Consider the following 24,627-nt stretch of genomic DNA (forward strand, 5'->3'; position numbering starts at 1 on the left):
GCAGTCAGCTCTTGTCAGCGCAGCCTTAGATTGTATACCGAGAAATCAGCGACTTTTCTAAAACTACCGAAGTTTTTGCAAACTTCCTTCTCCATCTACCCAGAACCTCCAAAGAAGGACCTCCGTGCAGCGAAGCCCTCGACTATAGCACCACTTTACAGGAGCTGCAGGGAAAACCCGAAGAATTCGGCCCACCTCTCTGTACTGAAAGCTCCCCGCCCCAGGGACCGTTCCGCCCTCTCTATATAGAGCTACGCCGCCGCCCCAGGGCGCGCCGAAAAATCCCCGGGCGTGAGCCCGTGGCGCTGCAGCTTGTCGTACACAGTCTTGCGCGGCATCTGCAGCATTTCGGCCGCGCGGGCCACATTGCCCTGGGTCAGGCGCAGCGTGTCGCGCAGCAGCTTGCGCTCGAAGGCATCGACCCGCGCCGCGAGCGACGGGGCCGAGGCATCGCGCTCCCCCAACGGCTCCATGGGCAGGCCCAGGCACAGGCGCTCCGCGGCGTTGCGCAGCTCGCGCACGTTGCCGGGCCAGTCGTGGGCCAGCCAGGCGGCCAGGTCGCGGTCGGTCCACGCGGGGGCGGGGCGGCCATGGCGCGACGCGGCCTGGGCGATGAAATGGGCCATGAGGACGGGGATGTCCTGCGGGCGATCGCGCAGTGGCGGCAGGGCGATGCTGGCCACATGCAGACGGTAGTACAGGTCGGCGCGGAACTGGCCCTGTGCGGCCAGCGCCTTGAGGTCGACCTTGGACGCGGCCACCACGCGGCAGGTAATGGGAACGCTCTGGTTGCTGCCCAGGCGCTCCAGCTCGCGCTCCTGCAGCACGCGCAACAGGCGCATCTGCAGGGCTTGCGGCATGGATTCGATCTCATCGAGCAGCAGCGTGCCCTGGTTGGCATGCTCGATCTTGCCGATGCGCCGGCGCGTGGCCCCGGTGAAGGCGCCGGGCTCATGGCCGAAGAGTTCGCTCTCGATGATGCTTTCGGGCAATGCGCCGCAGTTGATGGCCACGAAGGGGCCGCTGCGCCCGCTGGCGGCATGCAGTGCCCGGGCCACCACCTCCTTGCCGGCCCCTGTCTCGCCGTGCAGCAGCACGTCCACGCTGAGCGGCGCCAGGGCTGCCACCAGCCGGCGTACCTCGGCCATGCCGGGCGATGGGCCCATCAGCGTGGCCAGGGCGTCACGCGGACTGCGCTCGCGCAGCTGGCGCAACTCTTCGGCCAGGGCCCGGCGCTCCAGCGCGCGCCGCACGGTGGCCACCAGGTGCTCGGAGGAAAAAGGCTTTTCGATGAAGTCGTAGGCGCCATCGCGCATGGCGTCCACGGCCAGCGCCACGTCGCCGTGGCCGGTGACCAGCACCACGGGCAGGCCGGCGTCCTGCGCGCGCAGGGTGCGCAGCAGGTCCATGCCGCTCATGCCCGGCATCTGGATGTCGGTGACGACCACGGCGGGCCGGTCCTGGCCGAAGGCATCGAGCGCGGCCCGCGCGTTGGCGAAGGCGCGCACCTCGATGTCTGCCAGCGACAGGGCCTGCGAATAGGCGCGGCGCACCATGGCGTCGTCCTCGACGAGGTAGACGCAGGGGCTGCCGTCTGGGGAGGGTGTCATGGAATGTCCTGTATCGCAGGGGTGGCGGCTCCGCCAGGCACGCCCGGCAGATCCACGGTGAATTCGGCGCCACCTGGCGGCCGGTTGGCAGCCACCAGGGTGCCGCCCATGCCCTCGACGATGATGCGCGACACCGCCAGCCCCAGGCCCAGCCCCTCGCCGGCCTTGGTCGTGTAGAACGGCTCGAACAGATGGGTCTGCACCTCGGGGGCCATGCCGCGGCCGGTATCGGCCACGCGCAGCTGCACGCGTCCATCGGCCTGCACCTCGGCGGCAAAGCGCACCTGGCGCACGGCCTGGTGCTGCACGGCGTCGAGCCCGTTGCGCAGCAGGTTCACCAGCACCTGCTCGAGCCGCGTGGCATCGGCCAGCACGCACAGCGACCCGTCGAAGGCATCGACCGCGATCTGCCCATCCACCGCCTGGCAACGCGGGGCCAGCAGCAGCAGGGCATGGTCCAGGGCCTCGCGCACGCTGCAGGGGTGCAGGGCCGGCGGCTCCTTGCGCGCAAAGCTCTTGAGCTGGCGCACGATGCGGCCCATGCGCTCGGCCAGCTGGCTGATGAGGCGCAGGTTCTCGGCCACGTCGTCCCCGCGCTGGCGCTGGTGCAGGGCGATGGCGTTGTCCGACAGGGTCTGCAGGGCGGCCAGGGGCTGGTTGAGCTCATGGCTCATGCCGGCCGCCATCTGGCCCAGCACGGCCAGCTTGCCGGCCTGCACCGCCGTGTCGCGCGTGCCGCGCACGATCTGCTCGGCCTGTTGCAGGTCGCGCACGCGGTCTTCCAGGGCGGTGTTGGCGGCAGTGATCTCGCGTGTGCGCTGGGCGATCTGCTCCTCCAGCATGCCATGCGCTTCGCGCAGGCGCTCGGCGCTGGCGGCACGCTCGGCGCGGCCCTGCCGGTCGAGCCGGCGCAGCAGGGCCAGCCCGAGCACCAGCGCGGCGCACAGGCCGCCGGCCAGGCCGGCGACCAGCGCCTCCTGCCGGGCCGGGCGCTGGTCGGCCAGCAGCAGCATCTGCCAACCCAAGGGGCCCACACTGCGCGCCGCCACGCTGAAATCGCGCTGCGGGCCCGTCTGCTGCAGGCGCAGGGTATCGCCATCGACGGGGCGGGGGCCGCGGCCCTGCAAGGGGACCAGCGGGTGGTTGCCATACTGCTGCACCCCCTGCAGGCGGGTGCGCACCTGCGCCGGGATCGGGGCCAGCGTGCGGTAGCGCCAGGCGGGCTCGGTGCTCACGAAGACCACGCCCTCCGCATCCGCCAGCAGCACGGTGTCGCCACCCTCGGCCAGCGCCGCCTCGAAGGCATCGAGCGAGATCTTGACCGCCACCACGCCAGGCGCCGGCGCCTCGGGCGGCAGCGCCGAGGCCATGAAATAGCCCGCGCGGCCGGTCGTCACGCCTACGCCGAAGAAGCGGCCGATCTGCCCCTGCATGGCCGCCTCGAAATATGGGCGAAAACGGTAGTTCTCGCCGACGAAGCTGCTCGGCAGGTTCCAGTTGCTGGCCGCCAGGGTGAGGCCTTCGGTGTTCATCACATAGGCCGTGTCCACCCCGGCAAGCGCCACGGCCGAGGCCAGGTAGGCGTTGGCGGCCTGCAGGTTCTGCGCCGTGGGTTGCTGCAGGGCCAGGTTGGTGCGGCTGTTGAGCGCCAGCAGCGCGGGCAGCGCCTCGTTGCGCTGCAACAGCGACTCCAGGCTCTGGGCCGCAAACGCCAGGCGTTGCGTGGCAGCGCGCTGCTGCGCGGCCAGCTGGGCATCGAGCGACCAGCGGTAGGCCAGCGCGCCTGCGAACACGCAGGCCAGCAGTGCGATGCCGGAGCTCAGGAGGGAACGGGTGGGTTTCAAGCGAGGGACAAAAAAGATTCAACAGCGCAGCCACCATCCCGGGCGGCCAGGGCGCATTGTGCGCGGCCGCCGGCCCGCCGGCAGCGGGGCTATTTCGCTTGACAGGGCCTGCTGTCTGGAAATCCGCACAAAACGCTGATCCGCGTGTGGAAATCCGCCGCTTTTGCGGCACATCGGCGATGGCTGGCGCAGACCCGACGCCGCCGCAAACCCAAGCCCGGCGCGGCCTGGATGGCCGCAAGCACCTGGGTCGCGGCGCCTGGCACACAAGCTGCAAAACGCCAGGGCGGGCGGCACAGCCAACGCCGCCCGGCCTTTTCAACACCACAACCCGTCCGGAGACACCCTATGACGACATCCCCCTCCTTCAAGCTCGGCAGCGCCGTGGCCATTGCCGCCAGCCTGCTGGCCGGCGCCGCGCCCGCGCTGGCCCAGGACTACCCGAACAAGCCCGTGCGCCTGATCGTGCCCTTCGCCCCTGGCGGCACCACCGACATCGTGGCGCGTGTGGTCAGCCAGTCGCTGGGCACGGCCCTGGGCCAGCCCGTGGTGGTGGACAACAAGGCCGGCGCCGGCGGCGTGGTGGGCGCGACCGAGATCGCGCGCGCCCCGGCCGATGGTTACACCCTGGGCGTGGCCACCGTGTCCAGCGTGGCCTCGGCCCCGGCCATCAACCCTGCCGTCAAGTACAACCCGCTCACGGATTTCACCTCCATCGTCAACATGGCCGCCACGCCGAATGTGCTGGCCGTGCACCCGAGCTTCGTGGCCAAGGATTTCAAGGCCTTCATGGCCGAAGTGAAGGCGCACCCCAACAAGTACTCGTTCGCCACCTCCGGCACGGGCGGCATCGGGCACCTGCAGATGGAGCTGTTCAAGTCGCTCTCGGGCCTGGAGCTCGAGCACATCGGCTACAAGGGTGCAGGCCCGGCCCTGAACGACGCGGTGGCCGGACAGGTGCCGATGATCTTCGACAACCTGCCCTCCGCCCTGCCCTTCATCAAGGAAAAGCGCCTGGTCGCGATTGCCGTGGCCGCGCCGCAGCGCCTGCCCTCGCTGCCCGACGTTCCGACCTTCAAGGAGGTGGGCTTCGAGCCCGTGAACCGCATGGCCTTCTACGGCATCCACGGCCCCAAGAACCTGCCGCCTGCGGTAGTGGAGCGCATCTCGCAGGCCGTGCGCAAGACGCTGGAAGACCCGGCCGTGAAGAAGCGCATCGAGGAAACCGGCTCGCTCGTGGTGGGCAACACCCCACAGGAATTCACGGCCCAGACCAAGGCCGAGTTCGAGCTCTACAAGGGCGTGGTCGCCAAGCAGAAGCTCAAGCTGGATTGACAGAGCAGCATGCGGGGTGGCAGTCGCCCTGCATCGCCCGCAAAAAAACCGCCCGCGCCACACAGGTCCCGGGCGGTTTTCACAGGAGTAGGAAGTTCAGCGCGGGCTGGCAGGCGCCGGTGCCGAACGCACCCAGGCCACCAAGGGGGCCAACAGGCGCGGCTTCCAGGACAGGGTGAAGGCAATGGTCAGCGCCGAGCCGGCAAGCACCATGAACCACACCAGCGAAGCCATGGAGCCGTGGTCCACCGACAGGCACACGGCCAGAGACGCAGCCACCACGGCGGCGCCCAGCCAGCGCAGCAGCACCACCGTGCCACGGCCCGCCGGCACAGGGCCGCGCACCTGCTCCCAGTGCACGTCCATCGACAGCGCCAGCCAGGCCAGGCCGGTCACGTTGGCCAGCAGGGCCACGAGATAGAGCAGCGAATCAGGCATTGGCGACCTCCGGCGACGAGCCACCCGCGGCCGCCACCGTGGCGCCCGCCTCGCGGCGCCGCAGCCTGCGGGCCGCAACCACCGCGAGCACGGCGGCTGCCAGCAGCGACAGGTCCACCCCCGCCACGGGCCAGTAGCCGTTGCCGATGGTTCGCAGCAGGTGGTCGCCGGTGGTCACCCAGTTGAGCAGCACGGCCGTCACGGCCAGTGCGGCCACGGCCCAGCACTGCTCGGCCCAGGCCGGGGACATGCGCCCCTGGGCCATGGGCGCGGTGCGCCAGAGGGCGTGCGCGCAGGCCAGCACCCAGGCGCCCCAGAAGATGTACTGCTCCACGCTGCCGCGCGCCGGCAGGTCGGTGGGCAGCAGGCGGTTGCCGATCAGCATCGTGAAGGCCGCAATGAGCATGCCGGTGATGGTGGTGACGGCAAAGGCATCCACCCAGCGCGCCCCGCTCACACCCTGCTTGGCGTGCTGGCGCTTGCGCTTTTCCACGAAGAAGATGAAGCCCGTGGCAATGCACACGCAGCCCGAGAGCCCGCCCAGCACGTAGAGCCAGCGCAGGAGCCAATGGCGGAAGTGCTGCAGGTGCAGGCCCGTGAGGAAGTTGTTGATGCCGGCCACCACGGTGACGGGCGGGTCCTCGCGGATCAGCTCGCCCGTCAAGCCCTTGAAGTGGATGCCCTCGCCCGTGAGCGTCACGCGGTCGGTGCCGGCGCGGTACACGCTGACATAGGCATTCGCATCGCCCACATGCTGCACGGACAGAAAGCCCACGTCGCCCGCCATGCCCTTGGCGGCCCAGCGGCGCTGGGCCTCGGCCACCATGGCGTCCACCGACGCGAGGGTGGCGGGCACACCGGCCTTCTCGTGCGGCAGGCCGGTCTCCTTGGCTTCGTGCTTTTCGTGCAGCTCGTGCAGGGGGTCGAGCTGGGTGTGGGTGACGGGGAAATAGATGCCCCCGAAAATGACCAGCCCCGACAGCGCGAAGATGAAGTGGAACGGCAGCGCCACCACGCCCGTGAGGTTGTGCAGGTCGAGCGCGCTGCGCTGGGTGTGCTTCTTCGGGCGGAAGGTGAACAGCTCGCGGAAGATCTTGCGGTGCATCACCACGCCGCTGACCAGGGCCACCATCATGATGAGGGCCGCAAAGCCGACGATCCAGTAGCCCAGGTTCTTCCACTCCAGGTGCAGGCTGTAGTGCAGCGGGTAGAAGAACTGGCTGCCGATCTTCAGGTGGTCGTCGGGCAGCGCCGCGCCCGTGCGCGGGTCGATGGTGCGGATGCCGAAGACCTCATCGTCCTTGGTCTTGGCATGGGGCAGCTCATGGCCCGAGAAAATGCCCAGCACCGGGTCGCGGTGGGTGGTGTAGGCGCCCCAGCGCTTGACCGGGAAGGTCTCGGCCATGGCGCCGTTGACACGGCTGCGCGCCTGCTCGATGGCTTCGGGCGTGGGCTTCATGTCCTGGAACACGGGCAGCAGGATCTTGTCGAACGAGGGCATGGGCTGCGGCGCAAAGCGCGTGCCGGGGATGGCCCAGCGGTCGATCTCGCGGTCGAACACCGACAGCGAGCCGAAGAAGAACACCACCATGAGCACGAAGCCCATCACCAGGCCGAACCAGGTGTGCAGCCAGGCCATGGTCAGCCGGAAATTGGGGAACATCGAAAAATCTCCTGGTGCGCGATCCCTCTCTTCGGAACCGCACCGCAAAAAAGGATCAGAGCAAGGCTTTCTGGACCAGGGACGCAGCCCCTGCCATCAGGGCCCCGCCACCGGCCAGCACCAGCCACACGCGCAACAGGCTGGCGGAGCAAAAGGCCCACAGAAAAGCCACCAGCAGCACCACGAAGCCCAGGATGTAGCTCAGCGCCTCGGCATCATGGAACGGCATGCCCGTAGCGAACATCGTGCCCACCACCAGCGCGATGAAGCCCCAGGTGAACGCGTAGCTGCCCAAGGTGCCCGCAGCGATGCGCGAGACGAGGTGCAGACGGGAAGCGGTGCTGGTGGCCATGGGGTGCTGGAGGGCGAATCAAGGAATGCGAGTGATTCGCGATTATGCAGTGCCCCTCCGGGTAACCCCTTGGTGCGTAGGGGCTGCCGCGCTTCTTGCCGCGCCATGTCCGTAACACCCTGGCACTAACATTTCGTCACACATACACCAATACGCGGCACAATGGTCGCAACGCAGCACCTGTGGCCTTGCCTCTGAAGGCCACCCCGCTTCCATGCACAGCATTCCCTCAGAGAACGTCGTTGACCTGCTGCTCGACGCTGTCTGCATCGTGGACCCCGACAGCCGCGTGCTGTTCGTGAGTCCGGCATTCGAGCGCATCTTCGGCTACCGGCCCGAGGAAGTCGTGGGCCTGCGCATGCTGGACCTGGTGCACCCCGAGGACCGTGGCACCACCGAACGCCAGGCCCAGTCCGTCATGCAGGGTGAGCTGCAGCTGCATTTCGAGAACCGCTACGTGCGCAAGGACGGCGGCATCGCGCACATCCGCTGGACCGCGCGCTGGCTCGAGGAGCGGCAGGTGCGCCTGGCCGTGGCCCACGACATCACCGAGCGCAAGAACATCGAGGTGATGCACGCTGCCATCTACGCCATCTCGGAGGCGGCCCACACCGCCAAGGACCTGATCGCGCTGTTCGAACACATCCACCAGGTCATCGGGCAACTGCTGGCGGCCGTGAACTTCTCGGTAGTGCTGTACGACGCGAACCAGGACCTGCTGAGCTACCCCTACCATGTCAACGAGCGCCACCCCACCCCCGGCACGCTGGCGCTGGCGGGCGATGCCCTGTGCGCCGAGGTCATCCGCAGCGGGCAGTCGCTGCTGCTCACCCCCGCCACCCGCGCCGCACTGCCTGCCCACCTGCAGCCAGCCGCCGGCGAAGGGGCGCCCCTGTACTGGCTGGGCGCACCGCTGCACACGCACAAGGGTGCCATCGGCGCGCTGGTGCTGCAGGGCTACACCGAGCACGCACCCTACACCGAGAAGGACAAGGAGCTGCTGCAGTTCGTCTCCACCCAGGTCGCGGCGGCCATCGAACGCAAGCAGATGCACGAACGGCTCGCGCACATGGCGCAGTACGACCAGCTCACGCACCTGCCCAACCGCCAGCTGTTTCTGGACCGGCTCAAGACCGCCCTGGCCCGCGCGCGACGCGACCAGAGCCTGCTGTCGCTGATGTTCATCGATCTGGACCGCTTCAAGGAGGTGAACGACACCCTGGGCCACGCCATGGGCGACCTGCTGCTGCAGCGCGTGGCGCAGCGCCTGCTCGAATGCGTGCGCGGCTCGGACACCGTGGCGCGCATCGGCGGCGATGAGTTCGTGGTGCTGCTCGAAGGCGGCCACGCGCGCGAGCACGCCCACGCCGTGGCCGAGAAGATCCTGGCGACGTTCGGCCCCCCTTTCGATCTGGAAGGCCGGGCGGCGCACATACAGCCCAGCATCGGCGTCGCCATCTACCCCGACCATGGCCGTGAGGAGCACCACCTGCTGGTGCATGCGGACGAGGCCATGTATGTCTCCAAGAAGAACGGCGGCAACCAGGTGCACACGGCGCCGCCCCCGCAGTCGCCGTCTCCAGCCCCCGCGGCCAACCAGTTCGCCTGATACGGCTGGGCCAGAATGCGGGTATGCCGCACCCGCCCGAAGCACCAGCCCATGAGGGCACCCCCACCCGCCGGCCCCGCCGTGGGCTGCTGCTGCGCGCGTTGATCACCCTGGCCTGGGTGGTACCAGCGGGGCCGGTGCTCACGCTGCTGCTGTTTCCCTGGTGGTCCTGGCTGGAAGCCACGACCGGCTGGGAATCCGTGGGCCACTCCGGGCCTGCGGACTGGTGCTACGTGGCGGTATGGTGCGCGCTGTTGGCCCTCGCGGCGCTGGTGCCCTGGCTGGCCCGGCGATTCACACGCGCTTGACGACCTTCCCACCATGAACACATCTGCAGCGGCACATTCAGACGACGCACCGATCGAGGTGGTCGACTACCAGCCCGGCTGGCCGGCTTTGTTCGAGGCCGAGCGCCAACGGCTGCAGGAGGTGCTGGCGCCCTGGCTGGCAGGGCCGGTGGAGCATATCGGCAGCACCGCCGTGCCGGGCCTGCCCGCCAAGCCCATCATCGACATCATGGCGCCAGTGCACTCGCTGGCAGGGTCGACCGAGGCCATCGCCGCACTCGGCACGCTGGACTATCTGCACTACCCCTACAAGCCGCAGCAGATGCACTGGTTCTGCAAGCCCAGCCCGGCCCACCGCACCCACCACCTGCACCTGGTGCCCATGGGCAGCGCCCTGTGGCAGCAACGCCTGGCATTCAGGGATGCGCTGCGCGGCAGTGCCGGGCTGACCGCACGCTATGCGGCGCTCAAGCGCCAACTGGCGCTGCAGTACCGGCACGACCGCGAGGGCTACACCGAGGCCAAGGGGCCGTTCATCGCCGAGGTACTGGCCCTGCCCGGCCCAGGAAAGCCTGCGTAATCCCCTCGCCGCAAGCGGCCTCCGCGGGGGCCGAGGGCCACACACCGCACAATCGGCGCACTACAACCATCCCACGAGGGCGCCCTGCCCCGCCTGCCATGCTCTACGCCGCACTCAAGTTCGTCCACGTCCTGTCCCTCATCGTCTGGATCGGCGGCATGGTCTTCGCCCATTTCTTCCTGCGCCCCGCCACCCTCTCGCTGGAGCCACCGCAGCGCGTTCGGCTGATGCACGACGTGCTGCAGCGCTTCTTCGCCGCCGTGTCGGTGGCCGTGGTACTGGTGCTGGGGTCGGGCCTGTGGATGATCGGCAACGTGGCCCGGGCCGCGGCCCAGTCGGGCGGGCGCTTTGCCATGCCGCTGTCGTGGACGATCATGGCCACCATCGGCCTGGTGATGATGGCCATCTTCGGCCATGTCCGCTTTGCGCTGTTCAAGCGGCTGCGCGTGGCCGTGGCGGCCGCGGACTGGGCGGCGGGCGGCAAGGCGCTGGCTTCCATCCGCACCCTGGTGGGCGTGAACCTGGCACTGGGAGTGCTCACCGTGGCGCTCGTGTTCCTGCTGTAATCCGTATCCATGCACCTCACCCGGACCCTGCTGCTGCGCGTCGCCCTTGCGTTCATCGCGGGCGGCCTGCTGGCGGCCGGTGCCGTGTGGTGGGCCGCGCGCGAGCGGGTGGCCCTGCTGCAAAGCGAGGTGCGCGCGCAAAGCCAGGAGCTGTTGGGATATACGCGCTACACCAGCTACCTCACGGTGGGCAAGCAGTCGCTGGCCGAGCAGATGAAGCTGCTCTCGGCCACCGTGGTGCGCGAGGAAGGCAGCACGCAGATCATCGAGAAGTCGCTGCTGGGCCTGGCCTCCACGGGCGTGGTGGCGGTGACCTACACGGCCGAGTACGCCTTCGGCTTCGACCTGGGGCCCGACCAGTACGACCTCAAGGCCACGGACAAGGGCATCGAGGTGCACGTGAACCCGCCCCGGCTGGTGGCCACCCCGGCCGTCACCAACCTGCGCCACCGCGTGGTCTCGGGCGGCCTGCTCACCGACGAAAAGGCGGCCATCATCCGCCTGCAGGAAGAAGCCGCCAGGCGTGCCCGGCAGCAGGGCCAGGCCATGGCCTCCGAGCCGGCGGTGGTGGCGCTGTGCGAGAAGAGCCTCACGGCGTTTCTCTACGCCTTTCTCGAAAAGCAACCCGGCGTGAAAAGCGTGCCGCGCATCACGGTGGTCTACCGCCAGCCGCCCAAGGCGGCCTCCACCGCACAGTAGGCAATAGGCGCAGCTCAGGGAACGAGCAGGTGCATCGAGTGCGTTGCCTGCAGCACCAGCAGGGCCGACAGCAGCGCGGGCGGCATCACCACCAGGCCGATCTTGAGGAACTGCCAGGCCCCCACGTGCAGGCCCTCGCGCCGCAGCGCGGCCAGCCACAGGATGGTGGCCAGCGAGCCGGTGACCGAGAGGTTCGGCCCCAGGTCGATGCCGATCAGCGCGGCCGCGCGCACGGTGCCTGACGCGGAAGCCGCGTCGAGCGAAGCCCCTGCCAGCAGGCCCGCGGGCAGGTTGTTGACCAGGTTGGTCGCCACGCCCAGCAGTGCACCTAGCACCGTGCCCGCCCCTTGCGGCCAGGCAGCGGCGGCGTTGCGCAATGCACCCGCCATCAGGCCCACCACGCCTGTGTGCTCCAGCGCCTGCACGAAGACGAACAGCCCTGCCACCAGCGGCAGCACGTCCCACGAGACGGAGCGCAGCGCCTGCCAGGGCGCACGCCCGCAGGCAAAGGCCAGCAGCGCCAGCGTGCCCAGCGCCGCGCCCAGCGTGGGCCAGCCCAGCGGGATGCGCAGCCAGGCACAGCCCACCAGCACCAGCACCGACACGGCCAGCCCGCCGGCCGCCATGCGACCGCCCAGGCCCAGCGGGTGTTCGGGCACCGTGGTGGCAATGGTCTCGGGGATGCTGCTTCTCAAAACCCAGCGCAGGGCCACATAGGTCACGCCGATGGAGGCCAGCGAGGGCAGCGCAAACAGCGCCAGCCAGTGCGCCAGCGACGGCATGCCGCTGCCCCACACCACCAGGTTGGCAGGGTTGGAGATGGGCAGCACGAAACTTGCCGCATTGGCGATGAATGCGCAGATGAACAGGTAGGGCAAGGGCGAGGCGCCCACGGCGCGCGCCACCGCGAACACCGCCGGGGTCAGCACCACGGCGGTGGCATCGTTGGACAGGAACACCGTGACCAGCGTGCCCACGGCATACACCCAGACGAACAGGCGCCGCCCCGAGCCCCGGGCCTGCTGAGCCGCGAGCGTGGCCAGCCAGTCGAAGACGCCCTCGCGCCGTGCCAGTTCGGACAGCAGCATCATGCCGGCCAGGAACAGGTAGACGTCGTGCCCGCGCATCACGCCCTCCCAGGCCAGGGCCGGGCTGAGCAGGCCGCACGCCAGCAGGATCAGCGCGCCGGCCACGGCCCAGACGGCCTCGGGCAGCCGGAAAGGCCGCACGATCACGGCGGCCGTGGCCATGCCGATGATGGCCCAGGTCCAGGGGTCGGCGGCCATCATGCGGCGGCCCCTCGGCGGCAGGCGGCGTGGCCCGGGAGATGGCACAAAGGCAAGGCAGTGGCGGGACAGGGTTGCATGGGGGCGGATTCTATGCACTGCCTGCCCATGGCGGCCTGCCGCAATGCCCTTGCCGGTGCGCCGGGTCACAAGGCCCCTTACCATGTGGTCAAAAGAACGCGCCTGCGATGCGTTCCATAGGAGCCCTCCCATTGTTCGGATTTTTTGAGAAACGCGTAGCGCCCTACCCTGTCGAAGAACCCCATCTGCCGCCCAAGGACTTCATGGCCTTCGTGTGGGACGGCACGCGCGGCCTGCGCGGCTACGTGGTGGCCATGGCCGCGCTGTCGGCAGCCATCGCCATTTATGAAGCCCTGCTGTTCGCCGTGCTCGGCCATGTGGTGGACTGGCTCTCGAGCGTGCCGCCCGCGGCCCTGTGGGCCACACGCAAGACCGAGATCGTGGGCATCACGGTGCTGCTGCTCGCCTCCATCGCGCTGGTGGCCGTGCAGACCAGCGTCAAGCACCAGGTGCTGGCCATCAACTTCCCGCTGCGCCTGCGCTGGAACTTCCACCGGCTGATGCTGGGCCAGAGCATGGCCTTCTATGCCGATGAATTTGCGGGCCGCATCACCACCAAGATCATGCAGACCGCGCTGGCGGTTCGCGACATGATCTTCACCACCACCGACGTGGTGATCGGCATGGGCGTGTACCTGGTGACCATCCTGGCGCTGCTGGCGGGGTTCGATGCGCGACTGCTGGCGCCCTTCGTACTCTGGATGGTGGCCTACGGCCTGGCCTGCTGGTACTTCGTGCCGCGCCTGGGCAAGGTGGGCAAGGCGCAGGCCGATGCGCGCTCGGCCATGACCGGGCGCATCACCGATGCCTACACCAACATCGCCACGGTCAAGCTGTTCTCGCACACCCGGCGCGAGTCGGAGTTCGCGCGCGCGGCGATGGACGCCTTCAAGCTCACCGGCTATGCGCAGATGCGCCTGGTGAGCCAGTTCGAGATCGTCAACCACATCCTGGTGGTGGGCATGATCCTGGGCGCTTGCGGCACCGCCCTGTGGCTGTGGTCGCTGGGCCAGGTGGGCGCCGGTGCCGTGGCCGCCGTGACGGCGATGACCTTGCGCGTCTCGGGCCACGCCCACTGGGTGATGTGGGAGATGACCACGCTGTTCGAGAGCGTGGGCACCATCCAGGACGGCATCAACACCCTGACGCGCCCGCGCGCCGTGGTGGACGCGCCCGACGCCAGGCCGCTGCAGGTGGCCCAGGGAGAGGTGAAATTCGAGAACGCGACCTTTGCCTATGGCAACGGCCGGCCGGTCATCGACGACCTGAACCTGACCATCCGCCCCGGTGAGAAGATCGGCCTGATCGGCCGCTCCGGGGCCGGCAAGTCCACGCTGGTGAACCTGCTGCTGCGCTTTCACGATGTGCGCTCGGGCCGGGTGCTGATCGACGGGCAGGACATCGCCCATGTCACGCAGGACAGCCTGCGCCGCTCCATCGGCATGGTCACGCAGGACACCTCGCTGCTGCACCGCTCGATGCGCGACAACATCCTCTACGGCCGCCCCGATGCCAGCGAAGAGGACCTGCAGGCCGCCGCCCAGCGGGCCGAGGCTGCCGAATTCATCGCCACGCTGAGCGACCTGCAGGGCCGCACGGGCTATGAGGCGCATGTGGGCGAGCGCGGCGTGAAGCTCTCGGGCGGGCAGCGCCAGCGCGTGGCCATCGCGCGCGTGATGCTCAAGGACGCGCCCATCCTGCTGCTCGACGAGGCCACCAGCGCCCTCGACTCCGAGGTGGAGGCCGCCATCCAGCAAAGCCTGGACGGCCTGATGCAGGGCAAGACCGTGATCGCCATTGCCCACCGCCTGTCCACCATCGCGGCCATGGACCGGCTGATCGTGCTGGATGCCGGGCGCATCGTCGAAGAAGGCACGCACGCGCAGCTGCTGGCGCAGGGCGGTGTGTATGCGCGGCTGTGGGGCCACCAGAGCGGCGGCTTCCTCGGTGAGACCGATGAGGAAGACCAGAGCGCGCTGATGCCTGGGTGACAGGCCAGGGCCTTCGCGACCCCGAAATTGGTGTTGACAGGCCCTAACGTGTCGCGCAGGCGGCTGCCTGCCCAGGCCGTGCGCCCTAACGTGCAGGCACCGCGGCCATACCGGCCGCCCCTCATCGGAGAACCCCTGCATGATCAAGATCACGGCCCTGTACCGCTGGCACGAAGGCGCCCGCTTCGACCACGACTACTACCACGGCGAGCACATGCGCATTGCGCGCGAGGCCCTGGGCCCGCTGGGCCTGGTGCGGCTGGAGAGCGACCGCGTGATGTACCCGGGCCAGCCGCGCCCGGGCCAGGTGGTGGCGCTGACCAATGCCTTCTTCGAGACGGCGGAGCAGGCCCAGGTGGCGGCGCAAAAGACCGCGCCCGTGCTCACGGCGGACGTGCCCAACTACACCGACATCAAGCCCGAGTCGTACATGGCGCAGATGAAGGCGCACCCGCTCGGGGCCTGAGCCTACATGCCGCGCCGCTCCTTGGCGCGGTAGACCTCGATGGCGCCGACAGACCCCGCCTGGTTGCCCCAGCTGTTGCGCACGAAGGTGGCAACGGCGGCCACATCCTCGTCGCTCAGCACATGGCGGAACGGGGGCATGCCATGGGGGCGCGGGTTGCCGGCCGTGGCCGGCAGGTAGCCGCCCTGCAGCACCACGCGCACCAGGTTGGTGGTGTCGGCCAGCAGCACGGCGCGGTTGCCTGCCAGCGCCGGGAAGGCGCCAGGCCCGCCCTGCCCCTGGCCCTGGTCGCCATGGCATTGCGCGCACTGCTGCTCGTAGACCTTGGCGCCGCGCGCCATGGCCGATGCGGCGGGCGGCGCAGCGGGAGGTGGTGACACGGTGTGCTGCTGCAGGTCCTGCAGGTAGACCGCCATGGCGCGGGCATCGGCATCGGTGAGGTACTGGGTGCTGCGGAACACCACCTCGGCCATGGGGCCCATCACCGAGCCGTGGGGTGCCACACCGGTCTTGAGCAGGGCCACCACGTCCTGCACCGGCCATTCCTTCACGCCGGCCTCGGCCGCGGCATTGAGCGCCGGGGCATACCAGTTCTGCACGGGGATCAGGCCGCCATTGAAGGCCAGGGCTTCCGTCGTGGCGCCCAAGGCGTTGCGCGGGGTGTGGCAGGCCGTGCAATGGCCCAGGCCGTTGACCAGGTAGGCCCCGCGGTTGTACTCGGCCGTCTGGGTGGGGGCGACCAGCGCCGTGCCCGGCGCGAAGAACAGCGCCCGCCACACGGCCAGCGCTGCCTGCGTGCTGTACGGAAAGCGTAGCGCGTGCGGCCGGTTGGTTTCGCCCACGGAGGGCAGGCTTTGCAGGTAGGCGTAGATGGCGTCCGAATCCTCGCGTGTGACCTGGGTGTAGTTGGGATAGGGAAACGCCGGGTACAGCAGGCGCCCGTCGCGCGAGCGGCCATGGTGCATGGCGCGCCAGAACGCGGCAGACGACCACTGGCCGATGCCGTGCGCCTTGTCGGGCGTGAGATTGGAGCTGTGCACCACGCCGAACGGCGTCTCGATGCCGCGCCCGCCGGCAAAGGCTGCCCCGCCCTGCGTGGTGTGGCAAGCCATGCAGTTGCCCACGCGCGCCAGGTACTCGCCGCGCACCACCTGTTCGGGGGTGGAGACAAAGGCCTCCGGGCTGGAGGGCAGCGGCTCCTCGCCGCGCAGGTTCAGGGTGATCACCGCAGCAGCGCCGATGCCCAGGGCCGCCAGGGTGGAAGAGATCGTCCAGAGGATGGTTCGTGCGTTCATAGCCATGCCCTCTTCAACGTCCGGCCACGGGTACGCCATCCACCCCGCCGCAGCGCATGGGCATGGCACCCGTCAGGCGCGCCGCTGGCTTGCCACCACCGGGCACGGACTGGGCGGCCAGCCAGGCCGAGACGGCGCTCACGTCGTCGGGCGTGAGCTGGCGCGCGATGTCGGCCATGCAGTCGGGTGCGTGGGCGCGGCGCTGGCCGGTCTTCCAGGCACCGAGCTGGCTGTTGAGGTAGTCACGCGGCAGGCCCAGCAGGCCGGGGATGAAGGGGTTGACCCCGGTCATGGCCGGGCCATGGCACTGCACGCAGGCCGGAATGCTGCGCGGCGCATCGCCTTGCTGCACCAGCAGGCGGCCACGCTCCAATGCGGCAGGCGGGGCCTGGGGTGCCGGTGGCGGCGGGTACGGCAGCTCCAGCGCCGCGAAGTGCGCGGCCATCTCGCGCAGGTAGTCATCGGTCAGGTGCTCGATGAGACTGGTCATCTGCGGGTAGCTGCGCCGCCCCTCGCGGAAGTTGAGCAGCTGGTTGGCCAGGTAGCCGGCCGGCTTGCCCGCGATGCGCGGGAAGTAGCCCTCCTGGGTGGCCCGGCCTTCCTTGCCGTGGCAGGTGACGCAGGCCAGCACGCGCGGCGCCATGCCGCTGGCGACGGAAGTGGCGGCCACAGGGGCCGCTGGGGTCGCCGGTTGCGCAGCCGCACAGCCCAGGCTGGCGGCCATCCACAGCGGGACTACAACAGTGCGCAGCAGACTGCGCAAACGTTCGATCATGGGGCGGCTGCTTCTTTTGGGGATTGCCACGGACTCTACGCCTGCCCTCAAAAACAGTACAGATTCAGTTTCAGGTTAAAAATACGGATCAGTTTGTACTAGATCAAAATCGTCTTTGTATGAAACGTTATGAGCGCCACGCAGATGCCATCGCCCAGCTGATCCACAGCGGCGCGCTGCGCCCCGGCGACCGCGTGCCCTCGGTGCGCGAAGCCAGCCGCACCCGCGGCATCAGCCCCTCCACGGTGTTCGAGGCGTACTACCTGCTGGAGGCACAGGGGCTGATCCATGCGCGCCCGCGCTCGGGCTACTACGTGAGCGCCCATCTGCCCATGGCAGCCGGGCAGACGCCCCCGGCAGAGCCCCTGCCCTCGCAACCTGCGGCCGGCTCCACCGGCGTGGCCATCAGCGATCTGGTCTTCGAGGTGCTGGGCTCCGCACGCGACCGCGACCTGGTGCCGCTGGGCTCGGCCTTTCCGGGGCTGGAGCTGTTCCCCTTCGAGCGGCTGGCGCGCTGCCTGTCGGGCGGCATGCGCAAGCTCGACCCCTGGAGCATCGTGCAGAGCCTGCCGCCCGGCGACGAGCGCCTGCGCCAACAGATCGCGCTGCGCTACGGCCTGCACGGCACGGCGGTGGACACCGGCGAGCTCATCGTCACCAATGGCGCCATGGAGGCGCTCAACCTGTGCCTGGAGGCCGTGACCCGGCCGGGCGACATCGTGGTGGTCGAATCCCCCACCTTCTACGCCGCGCTGCAGGCGCTGGAACGGCTGAACCTGCAGGCCGTGGAGGTGGCGACCCACCCGCGCGAGGGCATCGACCTGGCCGCACTGGCCGAGGCCCTGGCGCGCCACCCGGTCAAGGCATGCTGGCTGATGCCGAGCTTTCAGAACCCGCTGGGCAGCCTGATGCCCGAGGAGAACAAACGCGCCCTGGTGACACTGCTCGCGCGCCACCAGGTGCCGCTGATCGAGGACGATGTGTATGGCGAGCTGCACTTCGCCCCCGAGCGCCCGCCCCCGGCCAAGGCCTTTGACACCGAGGGCCTGGTGATGCACTGCAGCTCGTTCAGCAAGTGCCTGGCGCCTGGCTACCGCGTGGGCTGGGTGGCAGCGGGCCGCTTTGCCACCGGCGTACAGCGCCTGAAACTCATGACCACGCTGGCGGCGGCCGTGCCATCGCAGCAGGCGCTCTCCGAGTACCTGGCCCAAGGGGGCTACGACCGGCACCTGCGCCAGCTGCGGCGCAGCCTGGCGCGGCAGCAGGAGCGCGCGCTGGCCGGCATTGCGCGGCATTTTCCGGCCGGCACGCGGGTGTCACGGCCCGAGGGCGGCTACTTCCTGTGGGTGGAGCTGCCGCCCACGGTCGATGCCCTCACCCTGCACCGCCAGGCCCTGGCCCAGGGCATCAGCCTGGCACCGGGGCAGATCTTCTCGGCCGACCAGCGGTTTTCGCACTGCGTGCGAATCAACTACGGGCACCCGGCGCAGGAGCGTTTCGAAGAGGCGCTGGCCACCGTCGGGCGGCTTGCGGGGCAATTGGCGCAGGGTTGAGGTGTCCGCAGCGCTTTTTGGGGTGCAATGCAGCACACCCCGGTGTATCCAATGGAAAAACTTGTACGACAAGTCCTTGCATTTTGCTGACAAACCACCGCCCAGCGTTGGATACGCCCAACTTCGGGTTCGCCCCTCTTCTGGCATGGCTATTGCACGGCATACTGGCCGCCGTCCGGCTTGCGGGCCCGCCAGGGCCGGCCGCACAGCAGCCATCCAACTCCGCCCACCATGCCACCACCCCAGCGTGCTCCGATCCTGACCGTGGAAGACGAAGACGACTGGATCGTCTCGTTTGCGTTCGGCCCCCAGGGCACCGACCGCCTGACGCTCAAGCGCACGCCCCGGCTGGAGTTCATGCTCCGGCCCGAGCAGCGCGGCGTGTTCGTCGGCGTTGGCATGGGTGGACGCCCTGCCCCGCTGGTCGCCGTGCAATGGGGCAGCAAGAGTGTGGACGTGGTGTCCACCGAACGCCGCTACAGCCTCGACATCAGCAAGGTGGACGGCAACCTGCTCGCTGCGGCGCTGCAGGTGCTGGGGAAGATGAACTTTGACCAGAGGTTTCAGCTGGCGGGGGTTTGAGGCAGCCAAGCGTGCGCGGCACTCAACGTGTCATTTTGAAATAGGCGGTGGTGACCGCGACTTGGTCTTCATCCAGCACGTTCTCCGCGCCGGAAAAGTCCATCCGGTCGTTGATGGGCCAGATGACTCCTGCCGCTGCGAGATTGGCCGCTAGGCTGATATCGCGCAAACTGCCAAAACGGGCATCGCTGCGGCCATCGATCTGCTGATCCAGAGCACCCGCCAGTGAATAAGTGACGTTGCGGATCACCATCACATTGCGCGGCAGCGCTACATAGGCCCCCACGGCCGCCCCAGGCTCCGACCACTGAACGCTCTGGAAGCAGACCTGCACCTCTTGCGGGTTGCCATTGCTGTCGAGGTAGACATAGCGGTCCTGCTGGCCTTCGGTACGCCCGGTGGGCACGCGAATGCCGGCGGCCAGGAAGGCGTTGATCATGGTGGCACCACACAGTGCCTGCTGCGCAGGAACCAAGGTACCGTTGACCTGGCCCGTAGGTGCCAAGGCGTTGTCACCGGGCGGCCGCCCCACGCCGTTGAAATACGCTTCGTACGCGAGCTGCCAGCCCTGAATGAAGTCGGTGGACAGCCGCTGGTTGGCGGCCGAGCGCTGCAGATCGCGGCCAACAGCCACGGCGCCGATCAGGAGGCCGATCACGACCAGGACGACGCTCAGCTCCAACAGCGAAAAGCCACGCTGGCGGCGCCGGGCTTTGTCGCGGGAATGTGGGTGATTGGATGAGGTCATGGTGCGTAACTCGGTAGTCAGTAGGTCATCAATGGCCAATGGCATCGGCCTTCAGCGCATTCAGGTTGACGTCGATGGACAGGTCGGTGATCGCCGTGGTGTGTGCTGCAAAATCGCTGAACACCTTCTCGGCCTCGGCCAGGGACAAGGCGGCATCGACCTGGGCGGCGATCGCGGCGACATCGCTGGCCACGGCCAAGCCAATGCCCACAGCTGCCAGCGCGATCTGGAACGAGCGCGCTCCCACGCTCGCCGTGGTGTCGGCGACGGCAGACAACATTTCCTTGGCAGCGTCCAGGGTGCCCGCAGCGGCAGACAGAAGACCCGCAGCGGCCATGGCCACGTCGGCCCTGGCCAGCACGACAGCGATGTAGAGCTGGTCACGGTAATCGTACAAGGCGCGTTCGAGCACGAAGGCGCCCGTGGCCACGTTGAAGTGCGCATGCGACACCGCCGACAGCGAGGCACCGCAATGCAGTTCATCGAACAGCTCCGTAGGGCTGGCTGCGATCACGATGTCATCGTAGAGGTTGGTCACGGCGTTGCCCGGCGCCTCGAAGGTCGGGTCCGCGTTGGTCGCGGTGTCATTCGCCCCGTCAAACGCCTGACCGTTCCCGTTGGCATCCAACATGCCAGGGGCAGCGATCACGAAGGCCGCGGGGCGCCTTTGCGCGCCCACCTGGGTGGCCAGGAAACCGGCTGGCGCCACCACCGGCGTACTGGCCGTGTTCAGCGCCAGGCAGATATCGATCAGATTGACCGCCCCCGCACCGTCCGCCCCCGCCAGAGGGCACGGTTGGGTGGGCGGGCCTACCGCGCCCGGAGGCACGTTCGACGCCCTGCAATCAGGGTTCAGAGGCCCCGTGGGTCCGTCCACGTAGGTCTTGCCAAGCAGGCTGGTCAGGCTGGTCGTGACCTCCGGTACCGGAGGCGCATTGGGGTTGGGCGCCTCGGTATGGTTTTGCGGCTTGGGGTTGGGCGTGCGCACGCGCAGCGTGTTCATGCGGTCGCGCGGCGCGGCCAGGTCACGGTCTGCAGGAGCATTCGCCGTGGCTGCACCCGACGGCTGGCGGTACACGCCATAGCGCAGCATGCCCGCCTCCGGCCTTGGAAGGCCCAGCGTACGCCAGGGCAGAAAACCCACCTGGCCGCCACCCACGCAGTTCTCCACCCCCTGGAGGTTGTTGGCAGGGCACGGCAGGCGGTAGTTGGCATGCAGGAAGCCCACCAGCGCGTCACGCGACTGTTGCTGCACATCCATCTGCACTGAAGTCACCCGGTGCCGCTCGGACAGCTGCCAGAAGATGATGGCCGCCGGCAGGATCAGGCCCAGCGCCAGCAAGACCACCGAAAGCTCCACCAGGGTGAAACCCATCATGCGGTGTTTCATGGATTGAGCCCCTTCGCGTCCAGCAGCGTGGCGGAATTCAGCGCCTGGGTGAACGTGTCATACACATGTGCCAGATAAGCCCTTGAAGCCAGCTCCTTGGCGATGGAGTCCTGTTCCGCCTGGATGGCTTCCGTCAGATCCGTAGCCGCCAGACCGACCTCCACCGCAGCAGACGCGGCGTTGGCAATGGACAGTGCGACACCGGCGATGGTGAGCGCTTCGGTATTGGCCGCCGACGCGACAGCCAGCGCCGCGCTGCCCGCGGCCAGTGCCACATTCATGGCGGCCAGGATGACACCGGTCTCGGCGCTTTCCTTGGCCGCCTTGGCCTGGGCGATGTCAAACACCCGCAGTGCCCAGTACCGCTGCACCACGCGGGCATTGTCGTACGCGGTGTAGGCCCCTTGCGCGGCGGCCTGCATGGCGCTCAGGCGGGCCACGCACCCGATGCGCGCAGACAGGTCGCTGGGCCCGACGCCCACGGCAAGGTCGTCGAAGGTATTGGTCTGGGCCCGCCCCGGGAAGTCGAAGGTCACCCCGGTGTTGTTGCCCTCGAAGACACCGTTCATGCCCGGATGCGCAATGATGAAAGCCAGCGTGATGGAGGTAGCGTCCACCGGGTTCGTGGCCCTCAGTACCCCAGCGGGTGGTGCAGCATCGGCCGCATAGCGGCGCAGCACACGGCACCAGTCGAGGCCATTGGTCGCCCCGTTTTGCAGGACCGCCGCGGGAATTGCGCCCGAGGTACCGCGCAGTCGGCCGAGCGCAGCATCCATCTCCGTGTTCTGCGGTACGGCCAGAATACCTTGCGTGTAGTCGAAGCCCAGCGTGGGCGAGACCGTGTTGGCAGGCGCGACGGCCAGGTTGTACGCACCGGCTTGATTGACACCATAGCGAAGCTGGCTGAACCGGCTGCTCAACCCCAGGTCACGCCACGGTAGCAGAACCGCGGCGGCATTGCCGCAGGCCTCGGCGCCGCCGGTGGTGGCTGCCGCACAGGGCAGCCGGCCCCGGGCCAGCACGAAGCCTTCCACCGCAGCCTGGGCCTCGGCCAGCTGGCCCATGATGGCCGGCCGCTGCAGGGGTTCGCGCGTGGAGGCCACCCAGCGCCATGCGATGACGCCCAGAAGACCGACGATGGCCAGCGACACGGCCAGTTCGACCAGCGAAAAACCCGCCTGGCGCAGGCGCCCGGGGCGTTGCATGCGCGCGGTCATCGCGTGCCTCCCTTGCGATCCACCTGCTCAAGGATGGCTGCGGCCTGCTCGGGTGTCATGGGCTCCACCGATGGCCCGGTGATGTTGCAGGGCGCGTTGCCCGTGCCTGTCGGTAGTTTTGCGACCATGTTGTTGGCATCCGCCAATCGCTGCAAGACAGCGTCGCGCTTGCGGTTGAGCACGTCGAGTTCCTTCTGGAGCTTCACCGGCTTGAGCATCTTGGCATCCGTGCTGGGGCTGACCGTAGCCCCCGCGCCGAACAGGTCCGTCATGGCGTTGTTGAACGCGGTGGAAATATTGTTGCCGGCAGGATCCCCCACCAGGCACCCTGTCGTGCACCGTGAGCCAACCACGGCATTGCTGGCATCGAGAAGGTTGTACCGTGCCGCGCCATTGACCAGCGTCGCATAGGCAGCGGCATACTCCGTCTTTTCCGTGTTGAACGTCGTGTTGGCAGTGTTGCGAATGCCTGTCGCGGTGTTCAGCGCCGTCTGGGCCTTGAGTTGTTCGGCGACGGCCTTGTCGCGCACGGCAGTCAGGTTGGTGGTGTTCTGGGCCAGCGCGAGTTCAGCGGCTTTTCCGGAGCGCTTGTCCCTCAGGTCTTTCAGGGCCTTCACGACCAGCGGGTCCACGCTCGTCGGGTCAAGGGCTGCAATCTGCACATCCAGCGCCGAGATATCGGCGTTCAGTTGGGCAATGGTTGCTGCGTTGTTGGCCAGCGCGTTGTTGTACTTGGCGACTTCGGCATTCCAGTGGTTCACCAGGAGGGTCGCCTGGTCCATATTGGACTGCGCCAGTTCATAGGCATACGAGGCATTGCCCCACTCTTCCGTGGCCGCGAACAATGCGTTGATGTACCCGTCCAGCGTCGGAGTCCTTTGCCCTGCGTGGATCACGGTAAATAGGGTGGCTTTGGCAATGTCCCTGTTGACTATGGCCGTAGCCAGCTCGTTTTGCTTGGCCACGATTTCTGCATCGACAGTCGCCAGCGCGGCTTGCGCAGCAGCTACTTCCGCGACGGCACGGTCCCTGGCCTCTTTCTGGCGATCATAGAAAGCCTGGTCCATCACGGGGCACAGTTGGGCCTGCGGCACCCCGCCGTCGGCAAGCCTCAGCGCCTGCCCGGCAATACCCGCGGCGACCGCATTGGCAGCAACGGCCAGCCCGTTGGCAGCGATGACCCCGGCCGTCAACGCAGCTGACGCTGTGTGCATGCCGGCGGCCGCACACAGGTTGACGGCAAGACCCAGAGAAGCGACGCACCCGACCCACTCCGCAGCCGCGTTGCCGGCATCGGATATGCCTTCGGCAATGGCCAGCGTGATCTCCAGACCGGTCATGACCGCAGCCAGGGTGGAGAAGATCAGCGCGCGCGTGGCAGACTCGATATTGTCGGCGCGCATTTCCCACACCGCTACGGACACATCATGCCCCAGGGCCACTGTGTTGATGGAGTCGATCAGCGGGTTGCAGTGAAAGGCGCTCTGCAGGCTGGCGTAGGAGCGCTCCAGCACTAGGTCGTTGTACGTGGCCAGCAGGGGCCGCCGGCCCGGGTCTTCCATGAGGTTGGGATCGGCACCGGCGTTGGCGCCATCGAACAGGTTGCCGTCGCCATTGGCATCGCCATTGCCGGGATGGGCGATGGCGTAGGCGGTGGTACGCAGCGGCGACGCATTGAGCCGGGCCATGGTGGCGGTCAGGGTCGTCGTCCGCCCCACTTCCAGGCGCTGGCACAGATCGGTCAGGGTCAGGATGTCGGCAGGGTACGCGCCCGCGCCTGTTTCACGCATGTTGAAGAATGTCCAGGGCGCCGCATCGGGGTACTCCAGGGGCCTCCAGGAGTCAGTCAGCAGCGTCAGATCGTAGTCGCCCCCCTGGCGCTGCACCATGTAGCGCAGTTGGCCCACGTCAACGCCGGCATCGACACCCGCCAGGGCAAGGGTGACCGTTGGTAGCCAGCCGCTCTGGTTGCCTGCCCCGCAATCCGCCACGCCATCGCGGTCGATGTCGGGGCATGGCAACCTTCCGGTCACCGTGGCATAGGTAACGATGGCCTTGTCGGCCTGCGACAGTGCCTGGCGCTCCTGGCGGGAGGTGTCCACAGCAGTGCGCTCACGCCATTGCATGTAGCCAATGGCCGACAGGCCCGCCATCACCGAAATCAGCAGCAGCACCTGCACCAGGCCGAAGCCACGCGAGCGCAAGGGTGCTCGGCGTGGACGGTGGACTGTGGAATGGGTAGTCATGGAATCAATCAAGG

General features: G+C 68.3%; 22 protein-coding genes. 10 read left to right on the plus strand and 12 right to left on the minus strand.

Translation table 11 applies throughout. From position 1 onward, the window contains the following. Positions 1 to 251: 251 nt before the first annotated feature. The gene (locus AC07PA_RS12795) at positions 252 to 1,610 is read right to left on the minus strand and encodes a sigma-54-dependent transcriptional regulator (protein WP_494609528.1); all 1,359 of its coding nucleotides are present in this window, start codon (positions 1,608 to 1,610) and stop codon (positions 252 to 254) included. Beyond that, positions 1,607 to 3,454: a sensor histidine kinase gene (locus tag AC07PA_RS12800; protein ID WP_494609527.1), complete on the minus strand. Its 1,848-nt coding sequence runs from the start codon at positions 3,452 to 3,454 to the stop codon at positions 1,607 to 1,609. Before AC07PA_RS12800 ends, AC07PA_RS12795 begins: the two co-directional genes overlap by 4 nt. A gap of 348 nt (positions 3,455 to 3,802) precedes the next feature. On the opposite strand from AC07PA_RS12800, the gene AC07PA_RS12805 reads away from it, so the two are divergent. Next, positions 3,803 to 4,789, plus strand: a complete 987-nt coding sequence (locus AC07PA_RS12805) for a tripartite tricarboxylate transporter substrate binding protein BugE (RefSeq protein WP_494609526.1) — start codon at positions 3,803 to 3,805, stop codon at positions 4,787 to 4,789. 96 nt (positions 4,790 to 4,885) lie between these two features. Here AC07PA_RS12805 and AC07PA_RS12810 read toward each other — a convergent pair whose 3' ends face one another. From AC07PA_RS12810 to AC07PA_RS12820, 3 genes are read right to left on the minus strand one after another with little or no spacing between them, the layout of a single operon-like run. Beyond that, positions 4,886 to 5,227 (minus strand): DUF3325 domain-containing protein, encoded by a 342-nt coding sequence (locus AC07PA_RS12810; RefSeq protein WP_494609525.1) that lies wholly within the window; start codon positions 5,225 to 5,227, stop codon positions 4,886 to 4,888. Further along, positions 5,220 to 6,890: a PepSY-associated TM helix domain-containing protein gene (locus AC07PA_RS12815; protein ID WP_494609524.1), complete on the minus strand. Its 1,671-nt coding sequence runs from the start codon at positions 6,888 to 6,890 to the stop codon at positions 5,220 to 5,222. Before AC07PA_RS12815 ends, AC07PA_RS12810 begins: the two co-directional genes overlap by 8 nt. Before the next feature lie 55 nt (positions 6,891 to 6,945). Continuing rightward, the gene (locus AC07PA_RS12820) at positions 6,946 to 7,242 is read right to left on the minus strand and encodes an iron uptake protein (protein WP_494609523.1); all 297 of its coding nucleotides are present in this window, start codon (positions 7,240 to 7,242) and stop codon (positions 6,946 to 6,948) included. A 214-nt stretch (positions 7,243 to 7,456) separates the two neighbouring features. Between AC07PA_RS12820 and AC07PA_RS12825 the strand changes: the two genes are divergently transcribed. The 5 genes from AC07PA_RS12825 (at position 7,457) to AC07PA_RS12845 (ending at position 10,983) form a co-directional block, all read left to right on the plus strand. Then, on the plus strand, positions 7,457 to 8,851 hold the full coding sequence (locus AC07PA_RS12825; protein WP_494609522.1) for a sensor domain-containing protein: 1,395 nt from the start codon (positions 7,457 to 7,459) through the stop codon (positions 8,849 to 8,851). Between the two features lie 23 nt (positions 8,852 to 8,874). Continuing rightward, a complete protein-coding gene (locus tag AC07PA_RS12830) occupies positions 8,875 to 9,159 on the plus strand; it encodes a hypothetical protein (protein WP_494609521.1) in 285 nt (94 codons plus the stop codon). Between the two features lie 13 nt (positions 9,160 to 9,172). After that, on the plus strand, positions 9,173 to 9,718 hold the full coding sequence (locus AC07PA_RS12835; protein ID WP_494609520.1) for a GrpB family protein: 546 nt from the start codon (positions 9,173 to 9,175) through the stop codon (positions 9,716 to 9,718). A gap of 98 nt (positions 9,719 to 9,816) precedes the next feature. Then, the gene (locus AC07PA_RS12840; protein ID WP_494609519.1) at positions 9,817 to 10,284 is read left to right on the plus strand and encodes a CopD family protein; all 468 of its coding nucleotides are present in this window, start codon (positions 9,817 to 9,819) and stop codon (positions 10,282 to 10,284) included. 9 nt (positions 10,285 to 10,293) lie between these two features. Beyond that, positions 10,294 to 10,983: a hypothetical protein gene (locus AC07PA_RS12845; protein WP_007849177.1), complete on the plus strand. Its 690-nt coding sequence runs from the start codon at positions 10,294 to 10,296 to the stop codon at positions 10,981 to 10,983. 14 nt (positions 10,984 to 10,997) lie between these two features. Here AC07PA_RS12845 and AC07PA_RS12850 read toward each other — a convergent pair whose 3' ends face one another. After that, complete coding sequence (locus tag AC07PA_RS12850) at positions 10,998 to 12,272, minus strand: arsenic transporter (protein ID WP_494609518.1); 1,275 nt, start codon at positions 12,270 to 12,272, stop codon at positions 10,998 to 11,000. A gap of 209 nt (positions 12,273 to 12,481) precedes the next feature. On the opposite strand from AC07PA_RS12850, the gene AC07PA_RS12855 reads away from it, so the two are divergent. Together AC07PA_RS12855 and AC07PA_RS12860 are read left to right on the plus strand one after the other, a co-directional pair. Beyond that, on the plus strand, positions 12,482 to 14,341 hold the full coding sequence (locus AC07PA_RS12855; RefSeq protein ID WP_186458038.1) for an ABC transporter ATP-binding protein: 1,860 nt from the start codon (positions 12,482 to 12,484) through the stop codon (positions 14,339 to 14,341). 139 nt (positions 14,342 to 14,480) lie between these two features. Further along, positions 14,481 to 14,807: an EthD family reductase gene (locus tag AC07PA_RS12860; protein WP_494609517.1), complete on the plus strand. Its 327-nt coding sequence runs from the start codon at positions 14,481 to 14,483 to the stop codon at positions 14,805 to 14,807. Between the two features lie 2 nt (positions 14,808 to 14,809). On the opposite strand, the gene AC07PA_RS12865 is transcribed toward AC07PA_RS12860, so the two are convergent. Both AC07PA_RS12865 and AC07PA_RS12870 read right to left on the minus strand, forming a co-directional pair. Then, positions 14,810 to 16,102 carry a c-type cytochrome gene (locus tag AC07PA_RS12865; RefSeq protein ID WP_494609516.1) on the minus strand — a complete coding sequence of 431 codons (1,293 nt, stop codon included), beginning with the start codon at positions 16,100 to 16,102 and terminating at the stop codon, positions 14,810 to 14,812. Between the two features lie 13 nt (positions 16,103 to 16,115). Then, positions 16,116 to 16,877 carry a c-type cytochrome gene (locus AC07PA_RS12870; protein WP_494609515.1) on the minus strand — a complete coding sequence of 254 codons (762 nt, stop codon included), beginning with the start codon at positions 16,875 to 16,877 and terminating at the stop codon, positions 16,116 to 16,118. 119 nt (positions 16,878 to 16,996) lie between these two features. Between AC07PA_RS12870 and AC07PA_RS12875 the strand changes: the two genes are divergently transcribed. Both AC07PA_RS12875 and AC07PA_RS12880 read left to right on the plus strand, forming a co-directional pair. Then, a complete protein-coding gene (locus AC07PA_RS12875; RefSeq protein WP_494609514.1) occupies positions 16,997 to 18,430 on the plus strand; it encodes an aminotransferase-like domain-containing protein in 1,434 nt (477 codons plus the stop codon). Positions 18,431 to 18,661: 231 nt separating this feature from the next. Next, positions 18,662 to 19,012 carry a hypothetical protein gene (locus tag AC07PA_RS12880; protein WP_007849188.1) on the plus strand — a complete coding sequence of 117 codons (351 nt, stop codon included), beginning with the start codon at positions 18,662 to 18,664 and terminating at the stop codon, positions 19,010 to 19,012. Positions 19,013 to 19,034: 22 nt separating this feature from the next. Here AC07PA_RS12880 and AC07PA_RS12885 read toward each other — a convergent pair whose 3' ends face one another. From AC07PA_RS12885 to AC07PA_RS12900, 4 genes are read right to left on the minus strand one after another with little or no spacing between them, the layout of a single operon-like run. Continuing rightward, on the minus strand, positions 19,035 to 19,760 hold the full coding sequence (locus AC07PA_RS12885) for a prepilin-type N-terminal cleavage/methylation domain-containing protein (RefSeq protein WP_494609513.1): 726 nt from the start codon (positions 19,758 to 19,760) through the stop codon (positions 19,035 to 19,037). A 28-nt stretch (positions 19,761 to 19,788) separates the two neighbouring features. Beyond that, entirely contained in the window at positions 19,789 to 21,150 is a 1,362-nt protein-coding gene (locus AC07PA_RS12890) for a type II secretion system protein (protein ID WP_007849193.1), read from the minus strand. Next, positions 21,147 to 22,367: a type II secretion system protein gene (locus AC07PA_RS12895; protein ID WP_007849195.1), complete on the minus strand. Its 1,221-nt coding sequence runs from the start codon at positions 22,365 to 22,367 to the stop codon at positions 21,147 to 21,149. Before AC07PA_RS12895 ends, AC07PA_RS12890 begins: the two co-directional genes overlap by 4 nt. Then, positions 22,364 to 24,613, minus strand: coding sequence for a hypothetical protein (locus tag AC07PA_RS12900; protein WP_494609512.1), 2,250 nt, complete (start codon positions 24,611 to 24,613; stop codon positions 22,364 to 22,366). Before AC07PA_RS12900 ends, AC07PA_RS12895 begins: the two co-directional genes overlap by 4 nt. Positions 24,614 to 24,627: the final 14 nt, after the last annotated feature.

Source organism: Acidovorax sp. GW821-FHT09B03 (assembly GCF_059418305.1).

Bases quoted from the DNA above. Each gene is read 5' to 3' on its own strand.
- AC07PA_RS12795 (WP_494609528.1), bottom strand. From the start codon at position 1,610: ATGACACCCTCCCCAGACGGCAGCCCCTGCGTCTACCTCGTCGAGGAC.
- AC07PA_RS12805 (WP_494609526.1), top strand. From the start codon at position 3,803: ATGACGACATCCCCCTCCTTCAAGCTCGGCAGCGCCGTGGCCATTGCC.
- AC07PA_RS12810 (WP_494609525.1), bottom strand. From the start codon at position 5,227: ATGCCTGATTCGCTGCTCTATCTCGTGGCCCTGCTGGCCAACGTGACC.
- AC07PA_RS12815 (WP_494609524.1), bottom strand. From the start codon at position 6,890: ATGTTCCCCAATTTCCGGCTGACCATGGCCTGGCTGCACACCTGGTTC.
- AC07PA_RS12820 (WP_494609523.1), bottom strand. From the start codon at position 7,242: ATGGCCACCAGCACCGCTTCCCGTCTGCACCTCGTCTCGCGCATCGCT.
- AC07PA_RS12825 (WP_494609522.1), top strand. From the start codon at position 7,457: ATGCACAGCATTCCCTCAGAGAACGTCGTTGACCTGCTGCTCGACGCT.
- AC07PA_RS12830 (WP_494609521.1), top strand. From the start codon at position 8,875: ATGCCGCACCCGCCCGAAGCACCAGCCCATGAGGGCACCCCCACCCGC.
- AC07PA_RS12835 (WP_494609520.1), top strand. From the start codon at position 9,173: ATGAACACATCTGCAGCGGCACATTCAGACGACGCACCGATCGAGGTG.
- AC07PA_RS12840 (WP_494609519.1), top strand. From the start codon at position 9,817: ATGCTCTACGCCGCACTCAAGTTCGTCCACGTCCTGTCCCTCATCGTC.
- AC07PA_RS12845 (WP_007849177.1), top strand. From the start codon at position 10,294: ATGCACCTCACCCGGACCCTGCTGCTGCGCGTCGCCCTTGCGTTCATC.
- AC07PA_RS12850 (WP_494609518.1), bottom strand. From the start codon at position 12,272: ATGATGGCCGCCGACCCCTGGACCTGGGCCATCATCGGCATGGCCACG.
- AC07PA_RS12860 (WP_494609517.1), top strand. From the start codon at position 14,481: ATGATCAAGATCACGGCCCTGTACCGCTGGCACGAAGGCGCCCGCTTC.
- AC07PA_RS12865 (WP_494609516.1), bottom strand. From the start codon at position 16,102: ATGAACGCACGAACCATCCTCTGGACGATCTCTTCCACCCTGGCGGCC.
- AC07PA_RS12870 (WP_494609515.1), bottom strand. From the start codon at position 16,877: ATGATCGAACGTTTGCGCAGTCTGCTGCGCACTGTTGTAGTCCCGCTG.
- AC07PA_RS12875 (WP_494609514.1), top strand. From the start codon at position 16,997: ATGAAACGTTATGAGCGCCACGCAGATGCCATCGCCCAGCTGATCCAC.
- AC07PA_RS12880 (WP_007849188.1), top strand. From the start codon at position 18,662: ATGCCACCACCCCAGCGTGCTCCGATCCTGACCGTGGAAGACGAAGAC.
- AC07PA_RS12885 (WP_494609513.1), bottom strand. From the start codon at position 19,760: ATGACCTCATCCAATCACCCACATTCCCGCGACAAAGCCCGGCGCCGC.
- AC07PA_RS12890 (WP_007849193.1), bottom strand. From the start codon at position 21,150: ATGAAACACCGCATGATGGGTTTCACCCTGGTGGAGCTTTCGGTGGTC.
- AC07PA_RS12895 (WP_007849195.1), bottom strand. From the start codon at position 22,367: ATGACCGCGCGCATGCAACGCCCCGGGCGCCTGCGCCAGGCGGGTTTT.
- AC07PA_RS12900 (WP_494609512.1), bottom strand. From the start codon at position 24,613: ATGACTACCCATTCCACAGTCCACCGTCCACGCCGAGCACCCTTGCGC.